This is a genomic window from Bacillus sp. EB106-04-04-XG123, assembly GCF_058791855.1.
The window spans coordinates 995,485-1,016,068 of sequence record NZ_JBYTDZ010000001.1 but is presented as its reverse complement, the minus strand read 5'-3'; the positions used below and the strand labels follow the sequence as shown (position 1 = coordinate 1,016,068).

The 20,584-nt window shown below is 40.3% G+C and carries 21 protein-coding genes, 16 tRNA genes and 1 rRNA gene; 32 read left to right on the top strand and 6 right to left on the bottom strand.

Annotated features, from left to right (window positions below):
- Positions 1-181: 181 nt before the first annotated feature.
- From rrf to AC3WTB_RS05270, 20 genes are all read left to right on the top strand, one after another.
- A 5S ribosomal RNA gene (rrf, locus tag AC3WTB_RS05365) occupies positions 182-297 on the top strand.
- Between the two features lie 9 nt (positions 298-306).
- Positions 307-381, top strand: a tRNA-Asn gene (locus AC3WTB_RS05360).
- A gap of 4 nt (positions 382-385) precedes the next feature.
- Positions 386-476, top strand: a tRNA-Ser gene (locus AC3WTB_RS05355).
- A gap of 17 nt (positions 477-493) precedes the next feature.
- Positions 494-568 (top strand) — tRNA-Glu (locus AC3WTB_RS05350).
- A 33-nt stretch (positions 569-601) separates the two neighbouring features.
- Positions 602-677 (top strand) — tRNA-Val (locus tag AC3WTB_RS05345).
- A 15-nt stretch (positions 678-692) separates the two neighbouring features.
- Positions 693-769: transfer RNA gene (locus tag AC3WTB_RS05340), tRNA-Met, on the top strand.
- Between the two features lie 4 nt (positions 770-773).
- Positions 774-850 (top strand) — tRNA-Asp (locus AC3WTB_RS05335).
- A gap of 18 nt (positions 851-868) precedes the next feature.
- Positions 869-944 (top strand) — tRNA-Phe (locus AC3WTB_RS05330).
- Between the two features lie 6 nt (positions 945-950).
- Positions 951-1,023, top strand: a tRNA-Thr gene (locus tag AC3WTB_RS05325).
- A gap of 15 nt (positions 1,024-1,038) precedes the next feature.
- Positions 1,039-1,123, top strand: a tRNA-Tyr gene (locus AC3WTB_RS05320).
- A gap of 14 nt (positions 1,124-1,137) precedes the next feature.
- Positions 1,138-1,211, top strand: a tRNA-Trp gene (locus AC3WTB_RS05315).
- Positions 1,212-1,240: 29 nt separating this feature from the next.
- Positions 1,241-1,316 (top strand) — tRNA-His (locus AC3WTB_RS05310).
- Positions 1,317-1,325: 9 nt separating this feature from the next.
- Positions 1,326-1,397: transfer RNA gene (locus AC3WTB_RS05305), tRNA-Gln, on the top strand.
- Between the two features lie 7 nt (positions 1,398-1,404).
- A tRNA-Gly gene (locus AC3WTB_RS05300) sits at positions 1,405-1,479 on the top strand.
- A gap of 5 nt (positions 1,480-1,484) precedes the next feature.
- Positions 1,485-1,555: transfer RNA gene (locus tag AC3WTB_RS05295), tRNA-Cys, on the top strand.
- Positions 1,556-1,569: 14 nt separating this feature from the next.
- Positions 1,570-1,658, top strand: a tRNA-Leu gene (locus tag AC3WTB_RS05290).
- Positions 1,659-1,694: 36 nt separating this feature from the next.
- Positions 1,695-1,776 (top strand) — tRNA-Leu (locus AC3WTB_RS05285).
- 415 nt (positions 1,777-2,191) lie between these two features.
- Positions 2,192-2,617 carry a hypothetical protein gene (locus tag AC3WTB_RS05280; protein WP_492333428.1) on the top strand — a complete coding sequence of 142 codons (426 nt, stop codon included), beginning with the start codon at positions 2,192-2,194 and terminating at the stop codon, positions 2,615-2,617.
- Positions 2,618-3,031: 414 nt separating this feature from the next.
- Complete coding sequence (locus tag AC3WTB_RS05275) at positions 3,032-3,826, top strand: phosphotransferase (protein WP_492333427.1); 795 nt, start codon at positions 3,032-3,034, stop codon at positions 3,824-3,826.
- 59 nt (positions 3,827-3,885) lie between these two features.
- Positions 3,886-4,590 carry a hypothetical protein gene (locus AC3WTB_RS05270; RefSeq protein ID WP_492333440.1) on the top strand — a complete coding sequence of 235 codons (705 nt, stop codon included), beginning with the start codon at positions 3,886-3,888 and terminating at the stop codon, positions 4,588-4,590.
- Positions 4,591-4,620: 30 nt separating this feature from the next.
- Here AC3WTB_RS05270 and AC3WTB_RS05265 read toward each other — a convergent pair whose 3' ends face one another.
- The 5 genes from AC3WTB_RS05265 to AC3WTB_RS05245 all read right to left on the bottom strand — a co-directional run bounded on the left by AC3WTB_RS05265 (position 4,621) and on the right by AC3WTB_RS05245 (position 7,416).
- Complete coding sequence (locus AC3WTB_RS05265; protein WP_106025354.1) at positions 4,621-5,166, bottom strand: histidine phosphatase family protein; 546 nt, start codon at positions 5,164-5,166, stop codon at positions 4,621-4,623.
- Between the two features lie 62 nt (positions 5,167-5,228).
- Entirely contained in the window at positions 5,229-5,426 is a 198-nt protein-coding gene (locus AC3WTB_RS05260; protein WP_268465472.1) for a hypothetical protein, read from the bottom strand.
- A gap of 144 nt (positions 5,427-5,570) precedes the next feature.
- Positions 5,571-5,840, bottom strand: coding sequence for a hypothetical protein (locus tag AC3WTB_RS05255; RefSeq protein WP_144490848.1), 270 nt, complete (start codon positions 5,838-5,840; stop codon positions 5,571-5,573).
- A gap of 64 nt (positions 5,841-5,904) precedes the next feature.
- A complete protein-coding gene (locus AC3WTB_RS05250; protein WP_481618203.1) occupies positions 5,905-6,594 on the bottom strand; it encodes a DUF1963 domain-containing protein in 690 nt (229 codons plus the stop codon).
- Positions 6,595-6,612: 18 nt separating this feature from the next.
- Complete coding sequence (locus AC3WTB_RS05245) at positions 6,613-7,416, bottom strand: DUF2262 domain-containing protein (protein WP_144491026.1); 804 nt, start codon at positions 7,414-7,416, stop codon at positions 6,613-6,615.
- A 540-nt stretch (positions 7,417-7,956) separates the two neighbouring features.
- Here AC3WTB_RS05245 and ltaS point away from each other — a divergent pair.
- Both ltaS and lepB read left to right on the top strand, forming a co-directional pair.
- Positions 7,957-9,900 carry a lipoteichoic acid synthase gene (gene ltaS, locus AC3WTB_RS05240; protein WP_024427404.1) on the top strand — a complete coding sequence of 648 codons (1,944 nt, stop codon included), beginning with the start codon at positions 7,957-7,959 and terminating at the stop codon, positions 9,898-9,900.
- Positions 9,901-10,055: 155 nt separating this feature from the next.
- Positions 10,056-10,622, top strand: coding sequence for a signal peptidase I (gene lepB / locus AC3WTB_RS05235; RefSeq protein ID WP_047202849.1), 567 nt, complete (start codon positions 10,056-10,058; stop codon positions 10,620-10,622).
- Positions 10,623-10,663: 41 nt separating this feature from the next.
- Here lepB and AC3WTB_RS05230 read toward each other — a convergent pair whose 3' ends face one another.
- Entirely contained in the window at positions 10,664-11,959 is a 1,296-nt protein-coding gene (locus tag AC3WTB_RS05230; RefSeq protein ID WP_039177356.1) for a homocysteine synthase, read from the bottom strand.
- Between the two features lie 266 nt (positions 11,960-12,225).
- On the opposite strand from AC3WTB_RS05230, the gene AC3WTB_RS05225 reads away from it, so the two are divergent.
- From AC3WTB_RS05225 to AC3WTB_RS05180, 10 genes are all read left to right on the top strand, one after another.
- Positions 12,226-12,381 carry an FbpB family small basic protein gene (locus AC3WTB_RS05225; RefSeq protein ID WP_326848093.1) on the top strand — a complete coding sequence of 52 codons (156 nt, stop codon included), beginning with the start codon at positions 12,226-12,228 and terminating at the stop codon, positions 12,379-12,381.
- A gap of 164 nt (positions 12,382-12,545) precedes the next feature.
- A complete protein-coding gene (locus tag AC3WTB_RS05220) occupies positions 12,546-13,313 on the top strand; it encodes an ABC transporter ATP-binding protein (RefSeq protein WP_492333426.1) in 768 nt (255 codons plus the stop codon).
- A gap of 14 nt (positions 13,314-13,327) precedes the next feature.
- A complete protein-coding gene (locus tag AC3WTB_RS05215) occupies positions 13,328-14,320 on the top strand; it encodes an aliphatic sulfonate ABC transporter substrate-binding protein (RefSeq protein WP_492333425.1) in 993 nt (330 codons plus the stop codon).
- The gene (locus AC3WTB_RS05210; RefSeq protein WP_492333424.1) at positions 14,317-15,147 is read left to right on the top strand and encodes an ABC transporter permease; all 831 of its coding nucleotides are present in this window, start codon (positions 14,317-14,319) and stop codon (positions 15,145-15,147) included. The genes AC3WTB_RS05215 and AC3WTB_RS05210 overlap by 4 nt, the downstream gene beginning before the upstream one ends.
- Positions 15,148-15,164: 17 nt before the next feature.
- The gene (gene ssuD, locus AC3WTB_RS05205; protein ID WP_064498226.1) at positions 15,165-16,307 is read left to right on the top strand and encodes an FMNH2-dependent alkanesulfonate monooxygenase; all 1,143 of its coding nucleotides are present in this window, start codon (positions 15,165-15,167) and stop codon (positions 16,305-16,307) included.
- A 541-nt stretch (positions 16,308-16,848) separates the two neighbouring features.
- Complete coding sequence (locus AC3WTB_RS05200; protein ID WP_003211695.1) at positions 16,849-17,061, top strand: hypothetical protein; 213 nt, start codon at positions 16,849-16,851, stop codon at positions 17,059-17,061.
- Positions 17,062-17,176: 115 nt separating this feature from the next.
- Complete coding sequence (locus AC3WTB_RS05195; protein WP_492333423.1) at positions 17,177-17,923, top strand: ABC transporter ATP-binding protein; 747 nt, start codon at positions 17,177-17,179, stop codon at positions 17,921-17,923.
- Positions 17,901-19,367, top strand: coding sequence for a hypothetical protein (locus AC3WTB_RS05190; protein WP_492333422.1), 1,467 nt, complete (start codon positions 17,901-17,903; stop codon positions 19,365-19,367). Before AC3WTB_RS05195 ends, AC3WTB_RS05190 begins: the two co-directional genes overlap by 23 nt.
- Positions 19,351-20,256 (top strand): PqqD family protein, encoded by a 906-nt coding sequence (locus AC3WTB_RS05185; protein ID WP_492333421.1) that lies wholly within the window; start codon positions 19,351-19,353, stop codon positions 20,254-20,256. The genes AC3WTB_RS05190 and AC3WTB_RS05185 overlap by 17 nt, the downstream gene beginning before the upstream one ends.
- Positions 20,253-20,534 carry a hypothetical protein gene (locus AC3WTB_RS05180; RefSeq protein WP_041089539.1) on the top strand — a complete coding sequence of 94 codons (282 nt, stop codon included), beginning with the start codon at positions 20,253-20,255 and terminating at the stop codon, positions 20,532-20,534. The genes AC3WTB_RS05185 and AC3WTB_RS05180 overlap by 4 nt, the downstream gene beginning before the upstream one ends.
- Positions 20,535-20,584: the final 50 nt, after the last annotated feature.

Sequence of the window (20,584 nt, the reverse complement as noted above, 5' to 3'; positions counted from 1 at the left end):
TTGATAGGTCTGAGGTGGAAGCGTGGTGACACGTGGAGCTGACAGATACTAATAGATCGAGGACTTAACCTATATTCTAATGTGAAACATGAACATTGTTATCTAGTTTTGAGAGAACATTTTTAAAATATCTCTTGATTTATTTTCAATACATAGTATAATATCTTTTGTCACTAAATTGTCTGGTGATGATGGCGAAGAGGTCACACCCGTTCCCATACCGAACACGGAAGTTAAGCTCTTCAGCGCCGATGGTAGTTGGGGGTTTCCCCCTGTGAGAGTAGGACATCGCCAGGCTTTCTTCATTCCGCAGTAGCTCAGTGGTAGAGCTATCGGCTGTTAACCGATCGGTCGTAGGTTCGAATCCTACCTGCGGAGCCAATTTGGAGAGCTGTCCGAGTGGCCGAAGGAGCACGATTGGAAATCGTGTAGGCGGTAACCCCGTCTCAAGGGTTCGAATCCCTTGCTCTCCGCCACAATTTACATAATAAAGGGCCCGTTGGTCAAGCGGTTAAGACACCGCCCTTTCACGGCGGTAACACGGGTTCGAATCCCGTACGGGTCACCATTTTTATAGAATATATACCAGCATTTTTTATTCGGAGGATTAGCTCAGCTGGGAGAGCATCTGCCTTACAAGCAGAGGGTCGGCGGTTCGAGCCCGTCATCCTCCACCATATCTTTTATATCGTCGCGGGGTGGAGCAGTTCGGTAGCTCGTCGGGCTCATAACCCGAAGGTCGCAGGTTCAAATCCTGCCCCCGCAACCAAAATGGTCCGGTAGTTCAGTTGGTTAGAATGCCTGCCTGTCACGCAGGAGGTCGCGGGTTCGAGTCCCGTCCGGACCGCCATTTTTCAAAAGAATACTTGGCTCGGTAGCTCAGTTGGTAGAGCAACGGACTGAAAATCCGTGTGTCGGCGGTTCGATTCCGTCCCGAGCCACCACTATTTGCCGGTGTAGCTCAATTGGTAGAGCAACTGACTTGTAATCAGTAGGTTGGGGGTTCAAGTCCTCTTGCCGGCACTGTTTTTCAAATGTGGAGGGGTAGCGAAGTGGCTAAACGCGGCGGACTGTAAATCCGCTCCCTCCGGGTTCGGCGGTTCGAATCCGCCCCCCTCCACCATTTTTTATTTTCATAGGGGCATAGTTTAAAGGTAGAACAGAGGTCTCCAAAACCTCCGGTGTGGGTTCGATTCCTACTGCCCCTGCCAATTATACTTTATAATTCATTACATCTATGGCGGTTGTGGCGAAGTGGTTAACGCACCAGATTGTGGCTCTGGCACTCGTGGGTTCGATTCCCATCAATCGCCCCATTTTATTATTGGGCTATAGCCAAGCGGTAAGGCAACGGACTTTGACTCCGTCATGCGTTGGTTCGAATCCAGCTAGCCCAGTTGATGTGCGGAAGTAGTTCAGTGGTAGAACACCACCTTGCCAAGGTGGGGGTCGCGGGTTCGAATCCCGTCTTCCGCTCCAATAATGGCGGCATAGCCAAGTGGTAAGGCAGAGGTCTGCAAAACCTTTATCCCCGGTTCAAATCCGGGTGTCGCCTTTTTTGAAAAGACTGCCGGGGTGGTGGAATTGGCAGACACACAGGACTTAAAATCCTGCGGTAGGTGACTACCGTGCCGGTTCAAGTCCGGCCCTCGGCACCATTGTTTTTAATATAAGATGCGCTCTTTAATGATCATGCCGGTGTGGCGGAATTGGCAGACGCGCACGACTCAAAATCGTGTTCCTCACGGAGTGCCGGTTCGACCCCGGCCACCGGTATCTAGTTTTAGATATTCTTTATTATCATTCATTACAGAAGAATTAAGGAATATCAACGTTTAAAACGTCTTTCTACAAATTGTAGGAGGGCGTTTTTTATTTGTTTTTTAACTGGTTTTTCACACAACAAAATTACTTCAAATCGTGTTCTGTTCACTGGTGAAAGGGGAATTAGCTAAATGGCAAGACATTAAAATATTTGAGACCACATTCTATTCAGTATTAAATGAATAAATTTGAGGGGTTTCTTAATTCTCTAACAGTACAAGAAATAAATTTTGCTGAATTAAAGCCTTACAATATGACAGAGGAGGAGATTATCTTTTACTTTATTGATGGTTACCTTATTATTAAACTAAAAGGGCAGGATAATTGAAGAAGGATGAGATAAATTGTACATAGGAGAGGTGTTGTCATGATTACGGTTAAAAATGCTGAAAGTTATCTTAAAGATAGCATTGGTGAAGATACCGATGATATAAAAAAGGTTTGGGAAACATTTAAGGCTTTTTCAAAGGAGACAGTTGAGGGCGAAGAAGATAAAGAAATTTTATTTCAGTGTGGTGTCTATGATTTTACAGGAGAGGAACTATTTCATTTTGATCTTGTACGTCAGTTTACAGTTTATGAAGAAGATGATTATTCTCACATGGAACAACTACACTGTGAATTTTTATTTAAACCAACAAGCGAGTTAAAAAAGTTAAAGGTGGTAGAAGAATGGTCAATGGATTATGACGATATCGATCATTTTTTTAATCATATTGAAAGTATTCATGAGTTTAAAATACCTTTGAGTTTAAAGCCGATAAAATCAGAAATATATCAAGAAGGACTTTGATTGTTATTTCATAAACGGGTACTTTACTTTAAGAGGGTATACCTTGCCTTTTAGGAATAATTTATCATGGATTGCCGGTTCAGCTCCGGCCATCGGTATCTATTAAAAGTTTCATGATTGGTTTTTACCGTGAACCTAACGTTTCACCCTTGTGGTAAACGTTTTTTTGTGGTTTAAATGAGTTATTAAAAATAGAAAACTATTAGAAAATAATGAGCATGTACTTCTTTTAGCAGAATAATCTTTAGATGATTTGCAACATTTGATAAGATACATTTAACCATGTAAGGAAACAAACTGGGGTAGCACATTCACACAAAACAGTGTACTACCTTTCTGTAACTAAAAAATATTTGGGTAAATACGCATCTTTAGCTGATATCATCATTGTGATCCAATTTTAGGGGAGAATTTATGAAAAAACAAAGTGATCATGAAGAGTTATTGACAGGTGGCAATGTCTCGAACGTATATCGTTCGGGAGATACGGTTCGTCGAGAAGTAAAGTCAGACAATATCAATATACGAAAGCTGCTAAAGCATTTAGAAAAAAAGAATTTCTCCTATGCTCCAAAGTTTTTAGGGGTTGATGAAAAAGGTAGAGAGATCTTGTCTTTCATTGAAGGCGTAGCTGGCCATGATCCCTTAAAAGAATACATGTGCTCTCACCAAGCCTTAAAAGAAATAGCGAGAATGCTTAGACTGTATCATGATGCTGTTTGTGATTTTCCCGTTTCAGACGATTGGGAACGAATGGACAATACGCCTAACAACATAGAGGTTGTATGCCATAATGATTTTGCGATGTACAATATCATTTTCAATAACGAAAAACCAGTAGGAATTATTGATTTTGATGTAGCTGCTCCTGGTCCAAGGCTTTGGGATATCGCATATACTCTGTATACATGTGTACCTATCAGTAGGTTTTTTCGCACTGAAACAGGGGAGATCGTGAAATATTCTTCATTAGAACATGCAGACCAGATAAAGCATAGAGTGAAACTGTTTTTTGAATCTTATGGTGAGGAAATAGCAAAAGATTATTTGGATATGGTGCTGCTGCGTTTAAAAGGGTTATGTCAGTATATGAAACGAAAAGCGAGTGAGGGTGATATCGCTTTTCAAAAAATGATTCATGAGGGGCACCTTGAGCATTATCAAAAAGACATTCAATTCATTCATGAACATAGAAAAGATTGGATGTAAAATTACTCCCCTTTAAATAAGAAGTCATTAAGAATGAATGTAAAGAGGCGGCGTTGTTATTGCAAACGAAGACGATATTACAGACCATCATTGAAGACGAGGGATCACATGATTATCCTCTTTTTAGACAGTACTGTGTGAGAAAAGAACAGGGCCTGCGTAAAGATGCGCTAAAAGTTCTTCAGGCCTTTATTGAAGAGATGAAAGAGAACGATTTTGAAGTACAGCGTTTATTTGTTGCTTGGTTGTTTGAGAAGATTGAACGGTTTGAGGATGGTCATCATTTGCTTGTGTATCCATTGATAATTGGGGTGATTCAACCTGTTCTGCAAGAGTGGGAGAAGGTTGACCCAATGGATGTAAGACCATATCGCTGGCAGGGCTTGTTTGTACATCAGGGAGAAGGGCTGCCCTATTTATTGAAAGCGCTAGAGCTTGGGGGCAGCAAGGAGCAGCGTGTGATTGTTCAAATTTGTGAAATCTATTTATCGGCCTTGTGGTATTCGTTTCATCATATACATGAAGATCTTTATTTAAGCACCTATGAGAAAGACCAAGAGCGAATTCAAGGTATTGAAGATGTCATGATGCTGATTGAAGATAAGAGGATTCGCACTAATGTTGAAAAACAAGCAGCCTATTATGATCAGCTTTTATCGGACTGGAAGAAATTTCAGCAAACGGAGACGAGAGGCTTCATGAAATGGTGTGCGGAGCGTAAGAAGCCGTATGAGTGGGTAGAGGCTTTTTATTATCAACAATAGATGAGGAAACGGCAGAATTCATTCTGCCGTTTATTTATGCCATATTCGTTCTATTTCTACATGATCTGGTTTGAAATATTTCAGGATATAGACATCTGGATTGCTTAGTTTCTCCCACTCCTCGAATCCAATCGTTGGATCGGCGTGTTTAAGAAGCAGGCTCATGATATTACCATGTGTGATGAATAGGGTATGATCTTTTTCTAATTTTATTTGTTCGTGGAGCGCTTCTACAATACGATTCATGGCTTCTTGGCTCGATTCTCCGCCTTCACAGGTCATATGTAAGTCTGTAAAACTAAGCTTTAGCTTCTCATACCAATTGTCTATTGGCTTACTGCTTAACACACGTTCAGAGAGGCGTTGATCGATTTTTATCTCGAGCTGTTTTGCATGAGCAAGGGGCTCAGTAGTTTGGATCGCTCGTTTATAAGGACTTGAGATAATCTGATTGAGATGAATGCTGGAAAAAAACTGTGACAGTTCGTGAGATTGAGTGATGCCTTGTGGCGTTAAAGCTGCATCTTTAGATTGTCCATCTGCTTGGCAGTGTCTGACGATATAATATGTTTTCATTGGATACACCTTTCATTGAGTATAAAAAAATCATCCAGTATTGGATGAGGATTTGTGAAGAGCTAGGTAAGCTTGTTCGTATCTGTTTCTTTATAGGGATCTGTAAGCTTGGAGGTCAGGTCTAGGTTGAACAAAAAATCATCGACGGTGTCTGTGCCAAAGGGAAGTGTGGAGAAGTTGATTGGGATGCTGTCTTCTTGCTTTTCTGAAGCGACTTGCTGTGCAGGCTGCATTTTTCTCCAGTTCTTAAACAAGCGCATGTGAGGCCCCCTTTTCTTTGAAAAAGATGGATTTATACATAATATACGGGGAGAGTTGTCCAGGCGTCAAATGTTTTCTTCAAAAGGAACGATTCAATTGATAAAAAAAGAGCCACAGGAAAGTGCGGCTCTTGTTGTTTCAGTTTACATTGCGCGTTGTAATGCTTGTAGTAATTTACGTTCGCATCTTAAGTTGTATCGCTTCTTATGGAGTTTCTCCGTTTTAAACCTGCCTATGAGACGCCGGACACCGGGATCATAAATGATGAGCTCCCTGCAAGTTTGATCATGTAATAGTGCTTTAAACCAGCTATATTTTTTGAGATGTGCTGCGTTCCTTGAGATATCCTCTTCATCCACTTGTAGAAAAGGGATATACACAGCAAGTGAAAAGATGTCTAAAATGAATCCCATTTTGCTTCCTCCTTTCATATTATTCATTACGCTTAGGAGAAGGCAAGGTTTCATTCAATAAACGTTAAAAACAATCCCAGTGCATAAACCATTCTTTTGATTCTTTGTCATAATAGAAATACATCGTGCCGTTATCACCAATCATGAAACGAGGTTTTTCTTCTGAGGCGATTTGCAGCATGAATTCGCCTTGTTGTTGATGGGGTGGGGATTGAATATACGCCCCATACCCACCGATTTTTGTGAACGAATAATTTGTGTATTGATTAAAAAAGTGGTCCGTCGCTTCTTCACTTTCGTTTACTTCTGATAAATCCACATATGACCATGCTTCTTCCCAGCAAGGGAAGTCCCTTTGCTCACTTTCGTTCCATTGGATTTGAAAGGGTTTGAGTACTCTCACTTCTTCAGGAGTCTCAGCTACTTCTAAACCTTCGATTGATGCATATTCAATGAGCTTCCAGCCTTCGCCGTTTTTGGTGATATCAATCGGAAGTGCTTTCTGGTTGAGGAAAATTTGAATCAGCTTACACTCATTGAAGCCGTTCATTCCTCCTGGCACTTCTGGTAAATAAATTTGTAAGATCGGAATCATGGCACCATCTTGATCTGTCGGCCAGCCCTGATGAGGATCGATGAAAAAATGGCCTGCAAACCAGCTGTGTACAGCTGGATCAGGACGGAACCCGCCTATTTTGGCAATGGCTGGCGTTTTCCCAATTAGATTTAATTCTTGAAAAGCTTTGATCTCCATCTAATGTCCCTCCAGCTGTTAGCCTGCAATGTGTGCATCATGAAATGTGCCATTTATATTTCCTGTGATAATAATGACATGTCCCCAAAATAAATCACCGTCATGATAGTAGACTTCAAACTCTCCCTCAGGGTAAACATGCAGGCTTTCAAGTGAAATGCGGCTCATAAATTGATTCAGTGTGAGTTCTTCTTGCTTTTCAACTGATTCGTCTTGTTCCTGCCAATCCTTTGCTAGATCTATCAGCTGATTCGCGGCAAATGATTTTATAGAAGAATCCCATTTAGCTTGTTCTTGTATGAGTTGTTTTGCTGTAGAAAGAGAGTCATTTATTTTTTCATCTTCTTCGAGGTTGAAGTAGAGAAGGCACTCTTCATTGCTCCATTGGATCGTCTTTTCAAATAAGTCTAGTCCTTTCACTAACTCAAAGGTTCCAAGTGTATCATCATGATAAAACACAGGCTTTTGGGCTTGTTCTAAAATTTCTTGAAGTGCTTGATCCTTTGTATCTGTATTGATCAAAGATACAAGCATGAATTCACCTTCGCCCTTTCGAACCTGAAGTGTAACGATTGATTCTTTATGTAATTGTGACTGCTTTTCCCTTAATCCTTCGTCATCTGTTAACCAGCAAAGTCTTACATTTTCGTTTGTGATATGGCCGTTTTCCTTCCAGGCAATTAGTGGAATAGAAGCGGTCCAAAGAGGTGCCTGTCCAGCTTTTCCTGCCCCTACACCAGAAGGTCCTGTAACAGCTATGATAGTGACTATATCTTCTGAAAATCTTCCTTCAAAAGTGTTGATTTGTTTGTTAATCTTCATGTGATGTCCTCCAGCTCGATATTTTTGTTATGAACATAAGGATGATATGATCAAAATCTACCTCTTAATCACACCGCACATTAGTAGGGGAAATCAAGCTTTTTTTGTTTAAAACTGTTTTTTTAGGAGGTACATGGATTAATGAAGGTTGAGTCACAATAAAAGAAGCATGGATCGAATTTTGTATAAATTTGGGTAAGTGAGTCGAAAAGCCTAGGTGATTCTTCCTTTTCTTTATAATTACTTTGACACGAATAGATGAAAAAAGTAAAGTAATACTGAGTGATTTACAAAACCTTCTTCATCCACTAAAACATGAAGTGTGCGTAAATTTAATGTAAATGGATATTTTTCCTTTTATTTACTCGTATTTTTTTTGAAACTTATGATGCCTCTCGTTCGTTATATTAAAGGAGCGCATGTATCCGGCGGAGACAGAGCATCGGAATGCTTGACGAAGAAGATTTACATTTGCAAAATGAATGTAAATTTTTTATGATTTCATTTATATCAGAACGATGATAAGAAAGAAGAGGTTTTATGAAAAAAATATTTGCGAACAAATATAGCTTTTTTGTTTTGGCTGTCCTATTATTCTGGGCTAAATCATACACAGCCTACAAAATGGACTTTAATTTAGGAGTGAAAGGTTCTTTTCAAGAGGGGCTTCTCTTATTGAATCCATTTAGTTCAGCCATTGTGTTTTTTGGACTTGCTCTCTTTTTAAAGGGGCGTAAATCTGCCATTGTTTTAATTGTTATTGATTTTATTATGACCGCACTTTTATATGCAAATGTAGCGTATTACCGTTTCTTTGATGACTTTTTGACTTTCTCAACAATGAAGCAGGCAGGAAATCTTGGGGGAGGCATGACTGGCGGTGTGTTAGCAAGCATTAAGCCGCATGACCTTTTATACTTCCTTGATATCATCATCTTGATTGCGATTGTCATTTGGAGACCGGAAGTGAAGAAGTTCCAAATGAAAAAGACGTTTGCACTGCTGATTGTAGCTGCAGGTATTGGACTGTTCTTTGTAAACCTTCATTTGGCTGAAAAGGATCGTCCAGAATTATTAACGAGAACCTTTGATCATAAGTATGTTGTCAAATACTTAGGTGTTTACAATTATACGATTTATGACGGGGTACAAGCAGCACAAAACGCAACGCAGGTTGCAAATGCAAGCAGTGAAGATTTAACGGATGTTGTGAACTATACGTCTTCTCACTATGCGAAGCCAAATGCAGAGTATTTTGGAAAAGCAAAAGGTAAAAACATTATTAAAATTCATTTAGAAAGCTTCCAGTCTTTCTTAATTGACTACAAATTAAATGGAGAAGAAGTGACTCCATTTTTAAACAAACTGGCTCATGGGAAAGATGACTTTACGTATTTCGATAACTTCTTCCATCAGACTGGTCAAGGGAAGACATCTGATGCTGAGCTGATGATGGATAATAGTATGTTTGGCTTGCCAGAGGGAGCAGCATTTGTGACAAAGGGTGAAAATACCTTCCAATCACTACCTGCCATCCTAGATCAAAAAGCAGGCTATACGAGTGCAGTGCTTCACGGGGACTATAAATCTTTCTGGAACCGTGACACGATTTATAAACATATGGGAATTGATCAATTCTTTGATGCTTCCTATTACAACATGGATGAAGAAAACCTTGTGAATATGGGTCTGAAGGATAAACCGTTCTTCAAAGAATCAATCCCAATGCTAGAATCAATGAAAAAGCCATTTTATGCACATTTAATGACACTGACAAATCACTATCCATTTAATTTAGATGAAAAAGATGCGACAATCGCTAAGGCAACAACGGGCGATAAAACAGTCGATAACTATTTCCAAACAGCAAGATATTTAGATGAGTCATTAGAGCAATTCTTCAAAGACTTGAAAAAATCAGGTATGTATAAAGACTCAGTCATTTTATTGTATGGTGACCATAACGGTATTTCTGAGAACCATAACCGTGCAATGAGTGAAATTCAAGGGAAAGAAATCACTCCTTATCAAAATGCACAAAACCAGCGTGTTCCGCTCATGATTCGTATTCCTGGTAAGAAGGGCGGCGTGAACCATACGTATGGTGGTGAAGTCGACGTGATGCCAACACTTCTTCACTTACAAGGTATCGATTCAAATGAATTCGTGAATTTTGGAACAGACTTATTCTCTAAAAAGCATGATGAGACTGTTGCCTTCCGTAATGGAAACTATGTGACACCGAAATACACACTTGTCGATAATACCGTTTATGATACGAAAACGGGTAAAGTGGTGAAACAAAATAAAAAGACAGAGGCGATTAAAGCCCGTGTTGATAATCAGTTAAGTCTTTCAGATAAAGTGCTCTATAGGGATCTTCTTCGATTCCATAAGTTATCTGATTTCAAACCAGTGAATCCATCGGATTATTTCTATGGTAAAGCAAACAAAGAAAAAGAAGCGGATTCTTCTGCTAACTAACTGAGTTTTGGGCAAGCACAGAAAGGTGCTTGCCTTTTTCTCTCTCTTTGCTTGATTTGTTGGCAAAATATGTTTATATTTAGGAAGATACAAGCGTGATGCCGGCTGGCAGCTGGTGACACACATTTCGTCCTTGGGGAATTCAGGAGGAGCTTATGACAACAAATACAAAAACACAAAAAAAGAAATCAGAATTATGGGGCTGGATCAAAGCCATCTTAATCGCATTTATTGCTGTTTTTATCATTCGGAACTTTTTATTCGCACCGTACATTGTGAAAGGGACTTCTATGGACCCAACACTGCATAACACAGAGCGGGTGTTTGTGAATAAAACGGTTGATTATTTCGGTGATTATAAAAGGGGACAGATCATTGTTCTTGATGGGGAAGATCGCAGCACTCATTATGTCAAACGATTGATTGGTTTACCTGGTGATAAAATTGAAATGAAAAATGATCAGCTATTTGTTAATGGGAAAAAAGTGGCAGAGCCTTACTTAGCGTCAAACAAAAAGAAAGCAGCGGCAGATGGTACTTTGCTGACACCTGATTTTGGCCCTCTGACTGTTCCAAAAGGAAAGTACTTTGTCATGGGGGACAATCGCCAAAATTCAATGGACAGCCGCAACGGCTTAGGTCTTTTTACAAAGCGCGATATTCAAGGAACTACCTCATTTGTATTTTATCCTTTCCAAGACATTCGCTTACTCAATCATTAATAAACAAGAAAAAAGCACACAGCCGTGTGCTTTTTTCTATGTCATTCAGACTGACTTTTTGTAATCGCCTGTTCAAGATCTGCAAGAATATCTTCAATCGCTTCTGTTCCAACAGATAAACGAATGAGCTCTGGTGTGACACCTGTCGCTTTTTGTTCTGCCTCGCTTAATTGTTGATGCGTTGTGCTGGCAGGATGAATGATGAGAGATTTAGAATCACCCACGTTTGCGAGATGGGAGAAAAGTTTCACAGAATCAATGAGCTTTTTACCTGCTTCGCGTCCACCTTTGATACCGAATGTGAGGATTGCGCCTTGTCCTTTTGGTAAATAGGTTTGAGCAAGTTCATAGGATTCGTGGCTTTCAAGGCCCGGATAGCTTACCCAATCGACAAGAGGATGATCCTGTAAGAACTGTGCTGTTTTCAACGCATTTTCACTATGCCGCTCAAGACGAAGGTGTAATGTTTCTAAGCCCTGCAGAAGTAAAAATGAGTTGAATGGCGACAGAGCTGCCCCTAAATCACGTAAGAGCTGTACTCGTGCTTTTGTGATATAAGCCGCTTCTCCAATCGCTTCTGTATATGTCAGACCGTGATAACTTGGATCTGGTTCAGTCAGCCCTTTGAACTTATCGCTGTCAGCCCAAGGGAATCGGCCGCTATCAACGATGACGCCGCCAATTGATGTACCATGACCGCCAATAAATTTCGTCGCTGAATGGACGACAATGTCTGCACCGAACTCAATAGGTCTTAATAAATAAGGGCTGGCGAGTGTATTGTCTACAATAAGCGGGATATGATGCTTGTGTGCAATGGCTGAGATGGCTTCAATATGTAAAATGTCGCCTTTTGGATTCCCAATGCTTTCTGCATACACTGCCTTTGTTTTGTCTGTGATCGCTGCTTCAAGTTCTTCAAGGTTGGATGAGTCGACGAATTTTACTGTAATGCCGAGTTTTTTGAGTGTATGGGCAAATAAATTGTAGGTGCCGCCATAAAGACTGCTTGAGGAAACGATTTCATCCCCGGCTCCTGCAATGTTTAAAATAGAATAAGTCGTCGCTGCTTGCCCAGAAGAAACAGCAAGTGCACCAATCCCACCTTCAAGCTCTGCGATACGCTTTTCAAATACGTCATTTGTCGGGTTCATAATACGTGAATAAATATTTCCCGGTTCCTGAAGACCGAATAAATTCGCTGCATGATCACTATCTCTAAAACCAAAGGAGCTTGTTTGGTAAATAGGCACGGCTCTTGAATAGGTCGCTGAATCAAGCTCCTGACCTGCGTGAATGGCTTTTGTTTCTAAACGAAATGGACGTTCTTCTGACATGTGTGTATCCTCCTTTTGTTAGATAAAACCAACTGTTTTGATAAGAAATATTTAATTAAGACTATAAATCTTGTTCCCTGCTCGGTCAATCATTTTTTAGATAAATCTGAAAAAACAATAAATTTAGTTGACAGGTAGGAATAGTATGTATTAACATGAGCGTACTGAAAAAACGAACAAGAATAGCTGATCGGTCAACCGAAGGCTCTATCACTCAAGCATGAGTGAAGAGCCTTTTTTTATTTGAATGAGAAAGGATGATGAAGATGGAAAAAAAGAAAAAACGAAAAAAATACAGAAAACACATGGATATCACACTAGACATCTTAATTGAGCGGAACAAATATGAGATTTACAGCAGCAAGGAACGAATAGAAGCGATTTACGAACGGATTGATGAAAAGCATACAAGGACAAAATAACTATTTTATAAATTTGAGTTGATTTATGGGATTAATATGATTTAGGATGGTGCTAACAAATCAATATGATTAGCTGATCGGACAACACGAAGGCTCTTATCTCTTTTTTGGGGATAAGGGCCTTTCTGTGTATTTATCTGATCGCAAGAGGAGTGGAGGTTTCAATGACGATTTCAATTGATATTGCGGATAAATCCTTTTGGAAAGACAAACAGACCATTCGGGTACTTGAAGACTTAAGATTGAACATCATTCCCGGGGAATTTGTAACAGTGATAGGTCCAAGTGGATGCGGAAAAAGTACGTTGCTAAAAATCATAGGCGGGCTCGACACAGCGTATGATGGGCAAATTTTGATAGGAGACAGACGGATCACAGAACCTGGAATGAAACAGGGCTTTATCTTTCAGGAACACCGCCTATTTCCATGGCTGACAGTGGAAGAAAACATAGCGGCCAATTTCAATTTAAAACAACTGGATGTACGCCGTAAAGTGGATGAATTGATTGAAATTGTTCGATTAAAAGGATTTGAGCATGCTTATCCACATGAGCTTTCAGGAGGAATGTCGCAACGGGTTGCCATTGCGAGAGCACTCCTTCGTGATCCGGAGATCTTATTGCTTGATGAACCATTTGGTGCGCTGGATGCATTCACCCGAAAACACTTGCAGGATGTGCTGCTGGATATTTGGCAGGAGAAAAAAACAACGATGATGCTCGTTACTCATGATATTGATGAATCGATTTATTTAGGAAATGAAATTGTGCTCTTACAAGCGAGACCTGGCCGAATCCATAAAATTCTTCCTGTGAATCTGCCTTTTCCGCGTGATAGAACATCAACCTCTTTTCAACATTTAAGACAAAAGGTGCTTTCAGAATTTGAGAAAACAGATGAATTGTTACTAACTGATGGATCAGGGATTTAGGGAGGGGAAATCGCATGAAAAAGAAACAAATGATCGTGATTTTTTTGAGTATTTTCCTTGTTTTAGCAGGGTGTGATCAAGCAGCAGACGGCTCGGAAAACAAGGTGAAAGAAATTCGGATTGGGATTCAGCAAAGTTTGAGCCCGCTGCTTTTAGCAAAGGAAAAAGGGTGGTTTGAACAATCATTTGAAAAAGAAGGAGTGAAGGTAAAGTGGGTGGAGTTTCAAAGTGGTCCTCCCCAATTTGAAGGACTTGCTGCAAATCAATTAGATTTCTCGCAAGTTGGAAACTCACCTGTCATAGCAGGTCAGGCAGCAGGTATTGATTTTAAGGAAATTGGTTTATCTCAGGATGGGCTGAAAGCGAACGGTATTTTAGTGAATAAGAACAGTAAGATTCAAAAAGTAGAAGACTTAAAAGGGAAAAAAATTGCTGTCGCTAAAGGGAGCAGTGGCTTTGATTTTTTATACAAAGTATTAGATCAGGTAGGTTTATCTGCGAAGGATGTTCAGATCATTCAGCTTCAGCCAGATGAAGCGATATCAGCATTTGAAAATGGGTCCGTTGATGCTTGGTCGATCTGGGAGCCGTTCTTATCACTTGAAACGATCAAGAAAGGAGCAAAGCTGCTGGTGAATGGGGAAGCGACTGATTTATATTCTCCAGGTTTCACACTTGTTCGCACTCAGTTTGCTGATCAGCATCCTGAACTAGTGGTGAAATTTTTAAAGGTATATGACCATGCGGTGAAGTGGCAGAAATCACATCCAGAAGAGGCTGTTACTCTATATGCGCGTTTAAAAAATTTAGATAAGAAGGTCGTCACACAAGTATTAAACAATACGGAACCACTCAATAAGCCCATTTCGAAGAAGATCATCAATGCTCAGCAGCATACCGCTGATTTTCAATATAAAACAAAGGCGATCCAGCGGAAAATTGATGTCAATCAGGTTGTAGATAATTCGTTTATTGAAAAAATGCTGAAAGAGGAGATGGATGAATGAAAGCTATTTCGAATCCGGCTTTAGCATCTAAAATTGAGCGGTCAAAGAGAAAAAGGAGAAAAGCGTCTTCTTTATATAAGTTAAAGGGACTGGTATTACCTGTTCTACTTATTGCGGTTTGGCAGATTATAGCTGGTTCTCAAATTGTTTCTTCCACTGTATTGCCTTCGCCCGTTTTGATTGCTGAATCCTTTCGAGAGTTGATACGTTCTGGTGAGCTGTTTGGCCATCTTTACATCAGTCTTTATCGAGCAATATGTGGATTTTTACTTGGAGGAGGCCTAGGTCTTATCTTGGGCGTATGCGTAGGATTTTCTAAAAAAACAGAGCAGTACGTAGATCCGACCTTGCAAATGCTGAGAACCGTTCCCCATTTAGCGGTCACCCCTTTATTCATCCTCTGGTTTGGCTTTGATGAAACAGCGAAAATTTTATTGATTGCACTCGGGGCTTTTTTTCCGATTTATATTAATACTTTTCTTGGTATTCGCAGTGTAGATAATAAGCTGTTTGATGTGGCCCGCGCCTTAGAGTTTAATCTGTATCAAAGCATCACAAAGCTGATTTTACCGGCTTCTCTTCCACATATTCTTCTGGGCGTGAGGCTGTCATTAGGAATTGCTTGGCTAGGTTTAGTGGTAGCTGAGTTAATGGGTTCAAGCAGCGGCGTCGGCTATATGATTATGGATGCAAGGCAATTCTCTCAAACGGATAAAGTGTTTGTCGGAATTATCATCTTTGCAGTAGTAGGTAAGCTGACAGATTCATCTGTACGTCTGTTAGAAAAGCGTCTGCTCAAGTGGCGCACTAGTTATCAAGGTGAATAATAACAGGGGGCGATGTTATGAATATTTTATGGTTTATTCCAACGCATGGAGACGGGCGTTATTTAGGATCAGCAAAAGGGGCAAGACAGGCAGACTATCCATATTTTAAACAGATTGCTCAAGCAGCTGATCAGCTTGGTTATACAGGGGTCTTGCTGCCGACTGGGAGATCATGTGAAGATCCATGGCTGACGGCAGCTGCTTTAGCTGCTGAAACCACTCATTTAAAGTTTCTCGTGGCTCTTAGACCAGGGCTTATGCAGCCGTCTGTTGCTGCTAGAATGACGTCTACATTAGATCGTCTTTCAGGCGGAAGACTGCTGATTAATGTGGTAGCAGGAGGAAGTAAAGAGGAGCTTGAAGGAGATGGACTGTTCATTTCTCATGATGAACGCTATGAGGCAACAGAAGAGTTTTTGACGATTTGGAAGCGGTTATTGAAAGGAGAAAATGTACAATTTCATGGCAAACATCTACAAGCGGAAAATGGCCGGCTGTTATTCCCGCCAGCTCAAACCCCCCATCCACCAGTCTTTTTTGGTGGATCATCATCAGCAGGAATTCAAGCGGCCGCCAAGCATACAGATGTCTATTTAACTTGGGGCGAACCGCCTGCACAAGTAAAAGAGAAAATTGCTCAAGTGAAGAAACAGGCTGAAAAGGAAGGAAGAACGGTGAAGTTTGGCATTCGTCTTCATGTGATCGTGAGAGATACCGAAGAGGAGGCATGGCAGGCAGCGGAACATCTGATTCGTCATTTAGATCAGAAAACAATTGAGGAGGCGCAAAAAGTTTTACAGGGGATGGACTCAGTAGGTCAAAGACGGATGGTGGAATTGCATCAAGGGAGGAAAGACAAACTTGAAATCAGCCCAAATCTTTGGGCAGGCATTGGCTTAGTACGCGGCGGTGCAGGAACAGCACTCGTCGGAGATCCGCAAACAGTAGCAGATCGTATCATAGAATACCAGTCTCTAGGCATTGATACATTTATATTTTCTGGCTACCCGCACCTAGAAGAAGCTTATTATTTAGCAGAGCTTGTTTTCCCGCTCCTTCCATTCAAGAGATCGGGGGATACAGGACTCTCTGTGCCAGCTGGTGAAATCATTGGGAACAATCATTTTCCAGATGCAGCCTCTGCTGCTAGTTCCTCATAAATATGAAAAAGCAAAGCAGTCTGCGATGGCTGCTTTGCTTTTTTTCATAGAATAGGAGCGAGTCATATGTTGTGTACTGCTGAACAAGGTAAGGGCTTTTTTCCCAATCGATTTTCTTGTATATACATATTTTCAGAGTCAAGAGAAGAAGGAAAATATACTCACTCTTTTATCGGAATGATCAGTAAATATTTCATAATTGATGTTATTACGACATATAATCAGGACTTTTATATCTGATATATCGGGGGAATTCTTTCTATCTCACAAAAAAGAAAGAATAAAAATGATAGATGATAAATATGGACTATTTGAAAAAAAGAAGAAAAAAGATGGTTAAAATGACATTAAATGGGTTTTGTGGTTCTTAAGGGGTGTCAAAATCTAGTAAATAAGAGAGGGTTTAAACAGATGGAAGTGAATAATTGAATAAAAAGTCACATTTTAATCAAATGTAAGTTCGGTCAAAAATGGGATGTTCTGTAGATGTTTGGCGTGTGACGCCTATGATACGATCATCATAAGCTGGGAGGTGAAAAGTATGACTTATGCAGCGCCGCAAGTTGACTATTCCACTATGGAACCTGCTATTATGGACCAAGCTTGGTTCTTAGTATTTGTTGCTGTCCTTCTTGGATTGGGAGCAACAGTTGTTCTAGGAGCAGCAGTTTGGTGTTTAGCAAACGGCAAGGGTAGCTTTACAGGAGCCGTTCAGTGGGAAAGTGGCTTAAAAGTCCAAATTGAATGTAAGTAGCTATACTTAGGATTCATCTTTTTACTTCTTAGATAAGACATCAGGGCTAAACCGTCTGTGGCGGGCGGTTTAGCCTGATCTGTTTTTAAAGAATACGCAGACACTTGGAGGTTATATGTTTACGATCGAGAATTTAACCAAGACGTATAAAAATAACGTGACTGCTGTCAATGATTTTCATTTAAAGATCGACCCTCATCAAATCGTTGCTGTTGCTGGACCGAATGGTTCGGGTAAAACAACGATGATTAACTGTATACTCGGCATCATTAAGCATACAGAAGGAACAATTCATATGCAGGGCGTCACTAATGATGAACCATCCTTTAAAAAACAAGTAGCCTATGTTCCAGATGACCTGCTGCTCCCTGAAGCATTGAGTGGTGCTGAATATTTAGAGTTTGTTTCTTCTATGTATGAATGTAAAACAATTCACAGAAGAAATCAACTAATTGAACTGTTTGATATGGACTCGGCTTTATCAAGACCGATCGAAACCTATTCACATGGGATGAAAAAAAAGACACAGCTGATTGCTGCCTTTATGCTTGATAGTCAATTGGTGATCATGGATGAGCCCTTTAGAGGACTTGATATTGAAGCGGTTATAAACACAAAGAAACTGATGAAGCGGTATGCCGAGCACCATGGTGCGATCTTGCTTTCAACGCATGATATGCTTTCAGCGGAAGAGCTGTGCCAGAAAATAGCCATTATTTCTAAGGGAAATAAAATGGATGAAGGAACAGTCTCAGCCTTAAAGGAGAAGTATCAATCAAGCACACTGGAACAGGTGTTTCTGAAAGCTTCAATGTTAAGTGATAGGGGTGCACATTTTGATGAAATCATTAATCATTTCTAAAATGATGCTTAAAATGTGGCAGCAGGAAATGTATAAGCTCTTTGATACTCAAACGAAGCGGATCATTGTGGTCTTATTCTTTTTGTTTGCTGTCACAATGGGAGCCATTATCGGATACAGCTTTACAGGTGTCTTTATGAAGGCCTTTTTAAATGGAGATGAACGTTCACTTGGATTACTCGTCGTGTCAATGGCGATCAATTCCTCTATTTTTACAAGCTTGTTATTCGTTTTGATCAAGGTCAGAACACCTGAACAAGACCGATTTTCTATGCAGCTCAGCTGGTTTCCGCTCTCTACCTTTCAGAAAAGTTTTGGATACTTCATTCCGATGGTGACAGTGGTGACAGGACTTGTTTTATTTTTTATCGGTATTCTGCTTTTACCTAATTTTATTGCCCAGGGAATAGGTATTTTCTTTATCTTTACTTTCTTTTTGATGGTGCTTTTGCAGTCGCTCTTTGTCTTAATGCTCCTGCAGTTTATTTACAATATCACTTATTTACTCGTTTTGAAATTAAAATTACCGTTGCAAAAATTTGCAGCGATATTTGTTTTATTGGCACTCGTTGTTGCGTATGGATTGACGCATTTTGATATTAGCCAAATTCAGCAATCATATCTACAGTTTGATTATCATTTGATGTATTTTACAGCACCGTTTTTCTTAGCGGCACAAGGAATGTCTCCTGAAGGGGTGAATTATGCCATCTTGATTCTGTTCATCCTTTTATCGGCAGGCGGCGCATTTCTTTCTCTTGCGATGATGCCGATTATGGCAGAGAAAAAAGCGTTAACCTTTTTACACAAGCTGCCATTCTCTTCTTCAAAAAAGTGGTCACTTATTGTGAAGGAAATGAAGTCACAGGTACGGAATGAAGAAAACATTTTAAACTTTCTTATTCTTCTCATTGTGATCTTATTCGTTCGTTATCAATTTGGATTCCGTTTTGAAGAAGAAGCGTTTTTTGTTCTATGTGCTCTTGCTGGATTAACAGCCTTCAATTCGTTTGGCAATGATAAACGAATGCTGGGGATGTATAAAACATTTGGCCTGAGATCGTGGGAAGTGGCTTTGTATAAGTTTATCGGCCTTCTGCTTGTTGGTGTACTGCAAATTGTTTTATTCATGCTGACAACGCTGACGCTTCCTGATCAAATTTGGCACGCGTTGATTGGTGCGGCTGTCTTATGCAATGCCACTGCGCTCTTTTATATAGTAGGTATTTTACTTCCTCTTGATCGAAACAATCCCTACACAGGCATATTTTCATTTGGAGCGCTTATTTTACTCATGATTCCGATTGTTTTTATTGGAAACTATGTCATAGGGGCATCGAGTCAAACGCTTCAATGGCTACTTGTCGCTGCATTTGAGGGCCTGCTTATCTTTGCCATATACAAAGGTTTTTCATGGAGGTATTCACATGATTCAACTTCTTAACAATAAGCTAAAGATTGAGCGGGTACCGGAACTAGCGCCGTATGTGACCTTACAAAAGAGGCATCTTACGGATACGCAGTATGGAAGCACACTCCCGATCAATGAAAGTGCCTATCATATGTTAACGAAAGTGGACGGTAAAAGGACAGAAGCGAGTATTTCAGCAGAGCTCGCCGATTTATTTCAGGTCGATGAGTCGGTGATTGCTCGTGATTTTTATCAGCTGATGACGGGATTGAATCAGCATCACTTGCTGTCCATTCATTATCATTCACCGTATCGGATTGTGACAGCCTGCTGTCAATTTTTCAAGCAGTATCAAGTCAAAATGAAGGAACGATTTGATTGTACTGGTCACTCGTTCCTTCACATTTTTGGAACGGCTTTGCTCATGGTGACGCGTAAAATCATCTTTTTCTGGCTGCTTTTCATGGTCATGGCAGGGCTCGCTTTTTTATTCATTCCTGATCCATCGATTGCAGCCATTGCGATTTATTTTACGATTATTTATTTCGGGTTAATTACCGGAACGGCCTTACATGAGGCGGCACATGGCTATGCGCATCGAAAATTTGCAGGGCGAGATGGTCCTCAAGGCTTTTTTGCGAGTGACATGATGTCAGTGAAGTTTGTAAGACCCGTATTAGATCCGTTTCAGAAAAAGCAGGTGTGGATTACACTGCTTGGACCGCTCGTTCCCGGTGTGATTGGCGCAGCAGGCATCATTGTGACCATTTTATTTCTAAAAGAAAATCCGGTTTCGACAGGTTTTTTCATTTTTTCAATCACGTATTTTATTCAATTACTCTATCTTCTTCCGTTTATGGGGGATGGTAAATCCATTATGAAGCAGCTATTGCTTGGGGGAATGGGAGGACAACGATCATGAACGTACAGGCGATGAAACAAGGCGCAATAGTTGGTGGTTTTTTGGGGTTCTTAGGCTTTCCGATGCTGACAATCGGCGTACTGTTCTATCATTTATTTCAATCAAAAACGAATGATGCTTTATTATTTAACAGTCTCGCTTTTGAAATGGAAGGCTCGTCCGCATTTACTTTTCAGATCAAGCCAAACTTTTTTATTTATATGATTGTGATTTTTGCTGCGAGTTTTCTCATTGTGGCATGCCTATCAGCAATAAAGCAGAAAAGAGCGAAAGGTTAGGAGAATTCTCCTAATCTTTTTTTGTATGAAAAACCAAATTTTAGTATAAT

What these genes read in the sequence shown, in the direction of transcription:
- AC3WTB_RS05280 (WP_492333428.1), top strand. Translation starts at nt 2,192, where the DNA reads ATGATTACGGTTAAAAATGCTGAAAGTTATCTTAAAGATAGCATTGGT.
- AC3WTB_RS05275 (WP_492333427.1), top strand. Translation starts at nt 3,032, where the DNA reads ATGAAAAAACAAAGTGATCATGAAGAGTTATTGACAGGTGGCAATGTC.
- AC3WTB_RS05265 (WP_106025354.1), bottom strand. Translation starts at nt 5,166, where the DNA reads ATGAAAACATATTATATCGTCAGACACTGCCAAGCAGATGGACAATCT.
- AC3WTB_RS05260 (WP_268465472.1), bottom strand. Translation starts at nt 5,426, where the DNA reads ATGCGCTTGTTTAAGAACTGGAGAAAAATGCAGCCTGCACAGCAAGTC.
- AC3WTB_RS05255 (WP_144490848.1), bottom strand. Translation starts at nt 5,840, where the DNA reads ATGGGATTCATTTTAGACATCTTTTCACTTGCTGTGTATATCCCTTTT.
- AC3WTB_RS05250 (WP_481618203.1), bottom strand. Translation starts at nt 6,594, where the DNA reads ATGGAGATCAAAGCTTTTCAAGAATTAAATCTAATTGGGAAAACGCCA.
- AC3WTB_RS05245 (WP_144491026.1), bottom strand. Translation starts at nt 7,416, where the DNA reads ATGAAGATTAACAAACAAATCAACACTTTTGAAGGAAGATTTTCAGAA.
- ltaS (WP_024427404.1), top strand. Translation starts at nt 7,957, where the DNA reads ATGAAAAAAATATTTGCGAACAAATATAGCTTTTTTGTTTTGGCTGTC.
- lepB (WP_047202849.1), top strand. Translation starts at nt 10,056, where the DNA reads ATGACAACAAATACAAAAACACAAAAAAAGAAATCAGAATTATGGGGC.
- AC3WTB_RS05230 (WP_039177356.1), bottom strand. Translation starts at nt 11,959, where the DNA reads ATGTCAGAAGAACGTCCATTTCGTTTAGAAACAAAAGCCATTCACGCA.
- AC3WTB_RS05225 (WP_326848093.1), top strand. Translation starts at nt 12,226, where the DNA reads ATGGAAAAAAAGAAAAAACGAAAAAAATACAGAAAACACATGGATATC.
- AC3WTB_RS05220 (WP_492333426.1), top strand. Translation starts at nt 12,546, where the DNA reads ATGACGATTTCAATTGATATTGCGGATAAATCCTTTTGGAAAGACAAA.
- AC3WTB_RS05215 (WP_492333425.1), top strand. Translation starts at nt 13,328, where the DNA reads ATGAAAAAGAAACAAATGATCGTGATTTTTTTGAGTATTTTCCTTGTT.
- AC3WTB_RS05210 (WP_492333424.1), top strand. Translation starts at nt 14,317, where the DNA reads ATGAAAGCTATTTCGAATCCGGCTTTAGCATCTAAAATTGAGCGGTCA.
- ssuD (WP_064498226.1), top strand. Translation starts at nt 15,165, where the DNA reads ATGAATATTTTATGGTTTATTCCAACGCATGGAGACGGGCGTTATTTA.
- AC3WTB_RS05200 (WP_003211695.1), top strand. Translation starts at nt 16,849, where the DNA reads ATGACTTATGCAGCGCCGCAAGTTGACTATTCCACTATGGAACCTGCT.
- AC3WTB_RS05195 (WP_492333423.1), top strand. Translation starts at nt 17,177, where the DNA reads ATGTTTACGATCGAGAATTTAACCAAGACGTATAAAAATAACGTGACT.
- AC3WTB_RS05190 (WP_492333422.1), top strand. Translation starts at nt 17,901, where the DNA reads ATGAAATCATTAATCATTTCTAAAATGATGCTTAAAATGTGGCAGCAG.
- AC3WTB_RS05185 (WP_492333421.1), top strand. Translation starts at nt 19,351, where the DNA reads ATGATTCAACTTCTTAACAATAAGCTAAAGATTGAGCGGGTACCGGAA.
- AC3WTB_RS05180 (WP_041089539.1), top strand. Translation starts at nt 20,253, where the DNA reads ATGAACGTACAGGCGATGAAACAAGGCGCAATAGTTGGTGGTTTTTTG.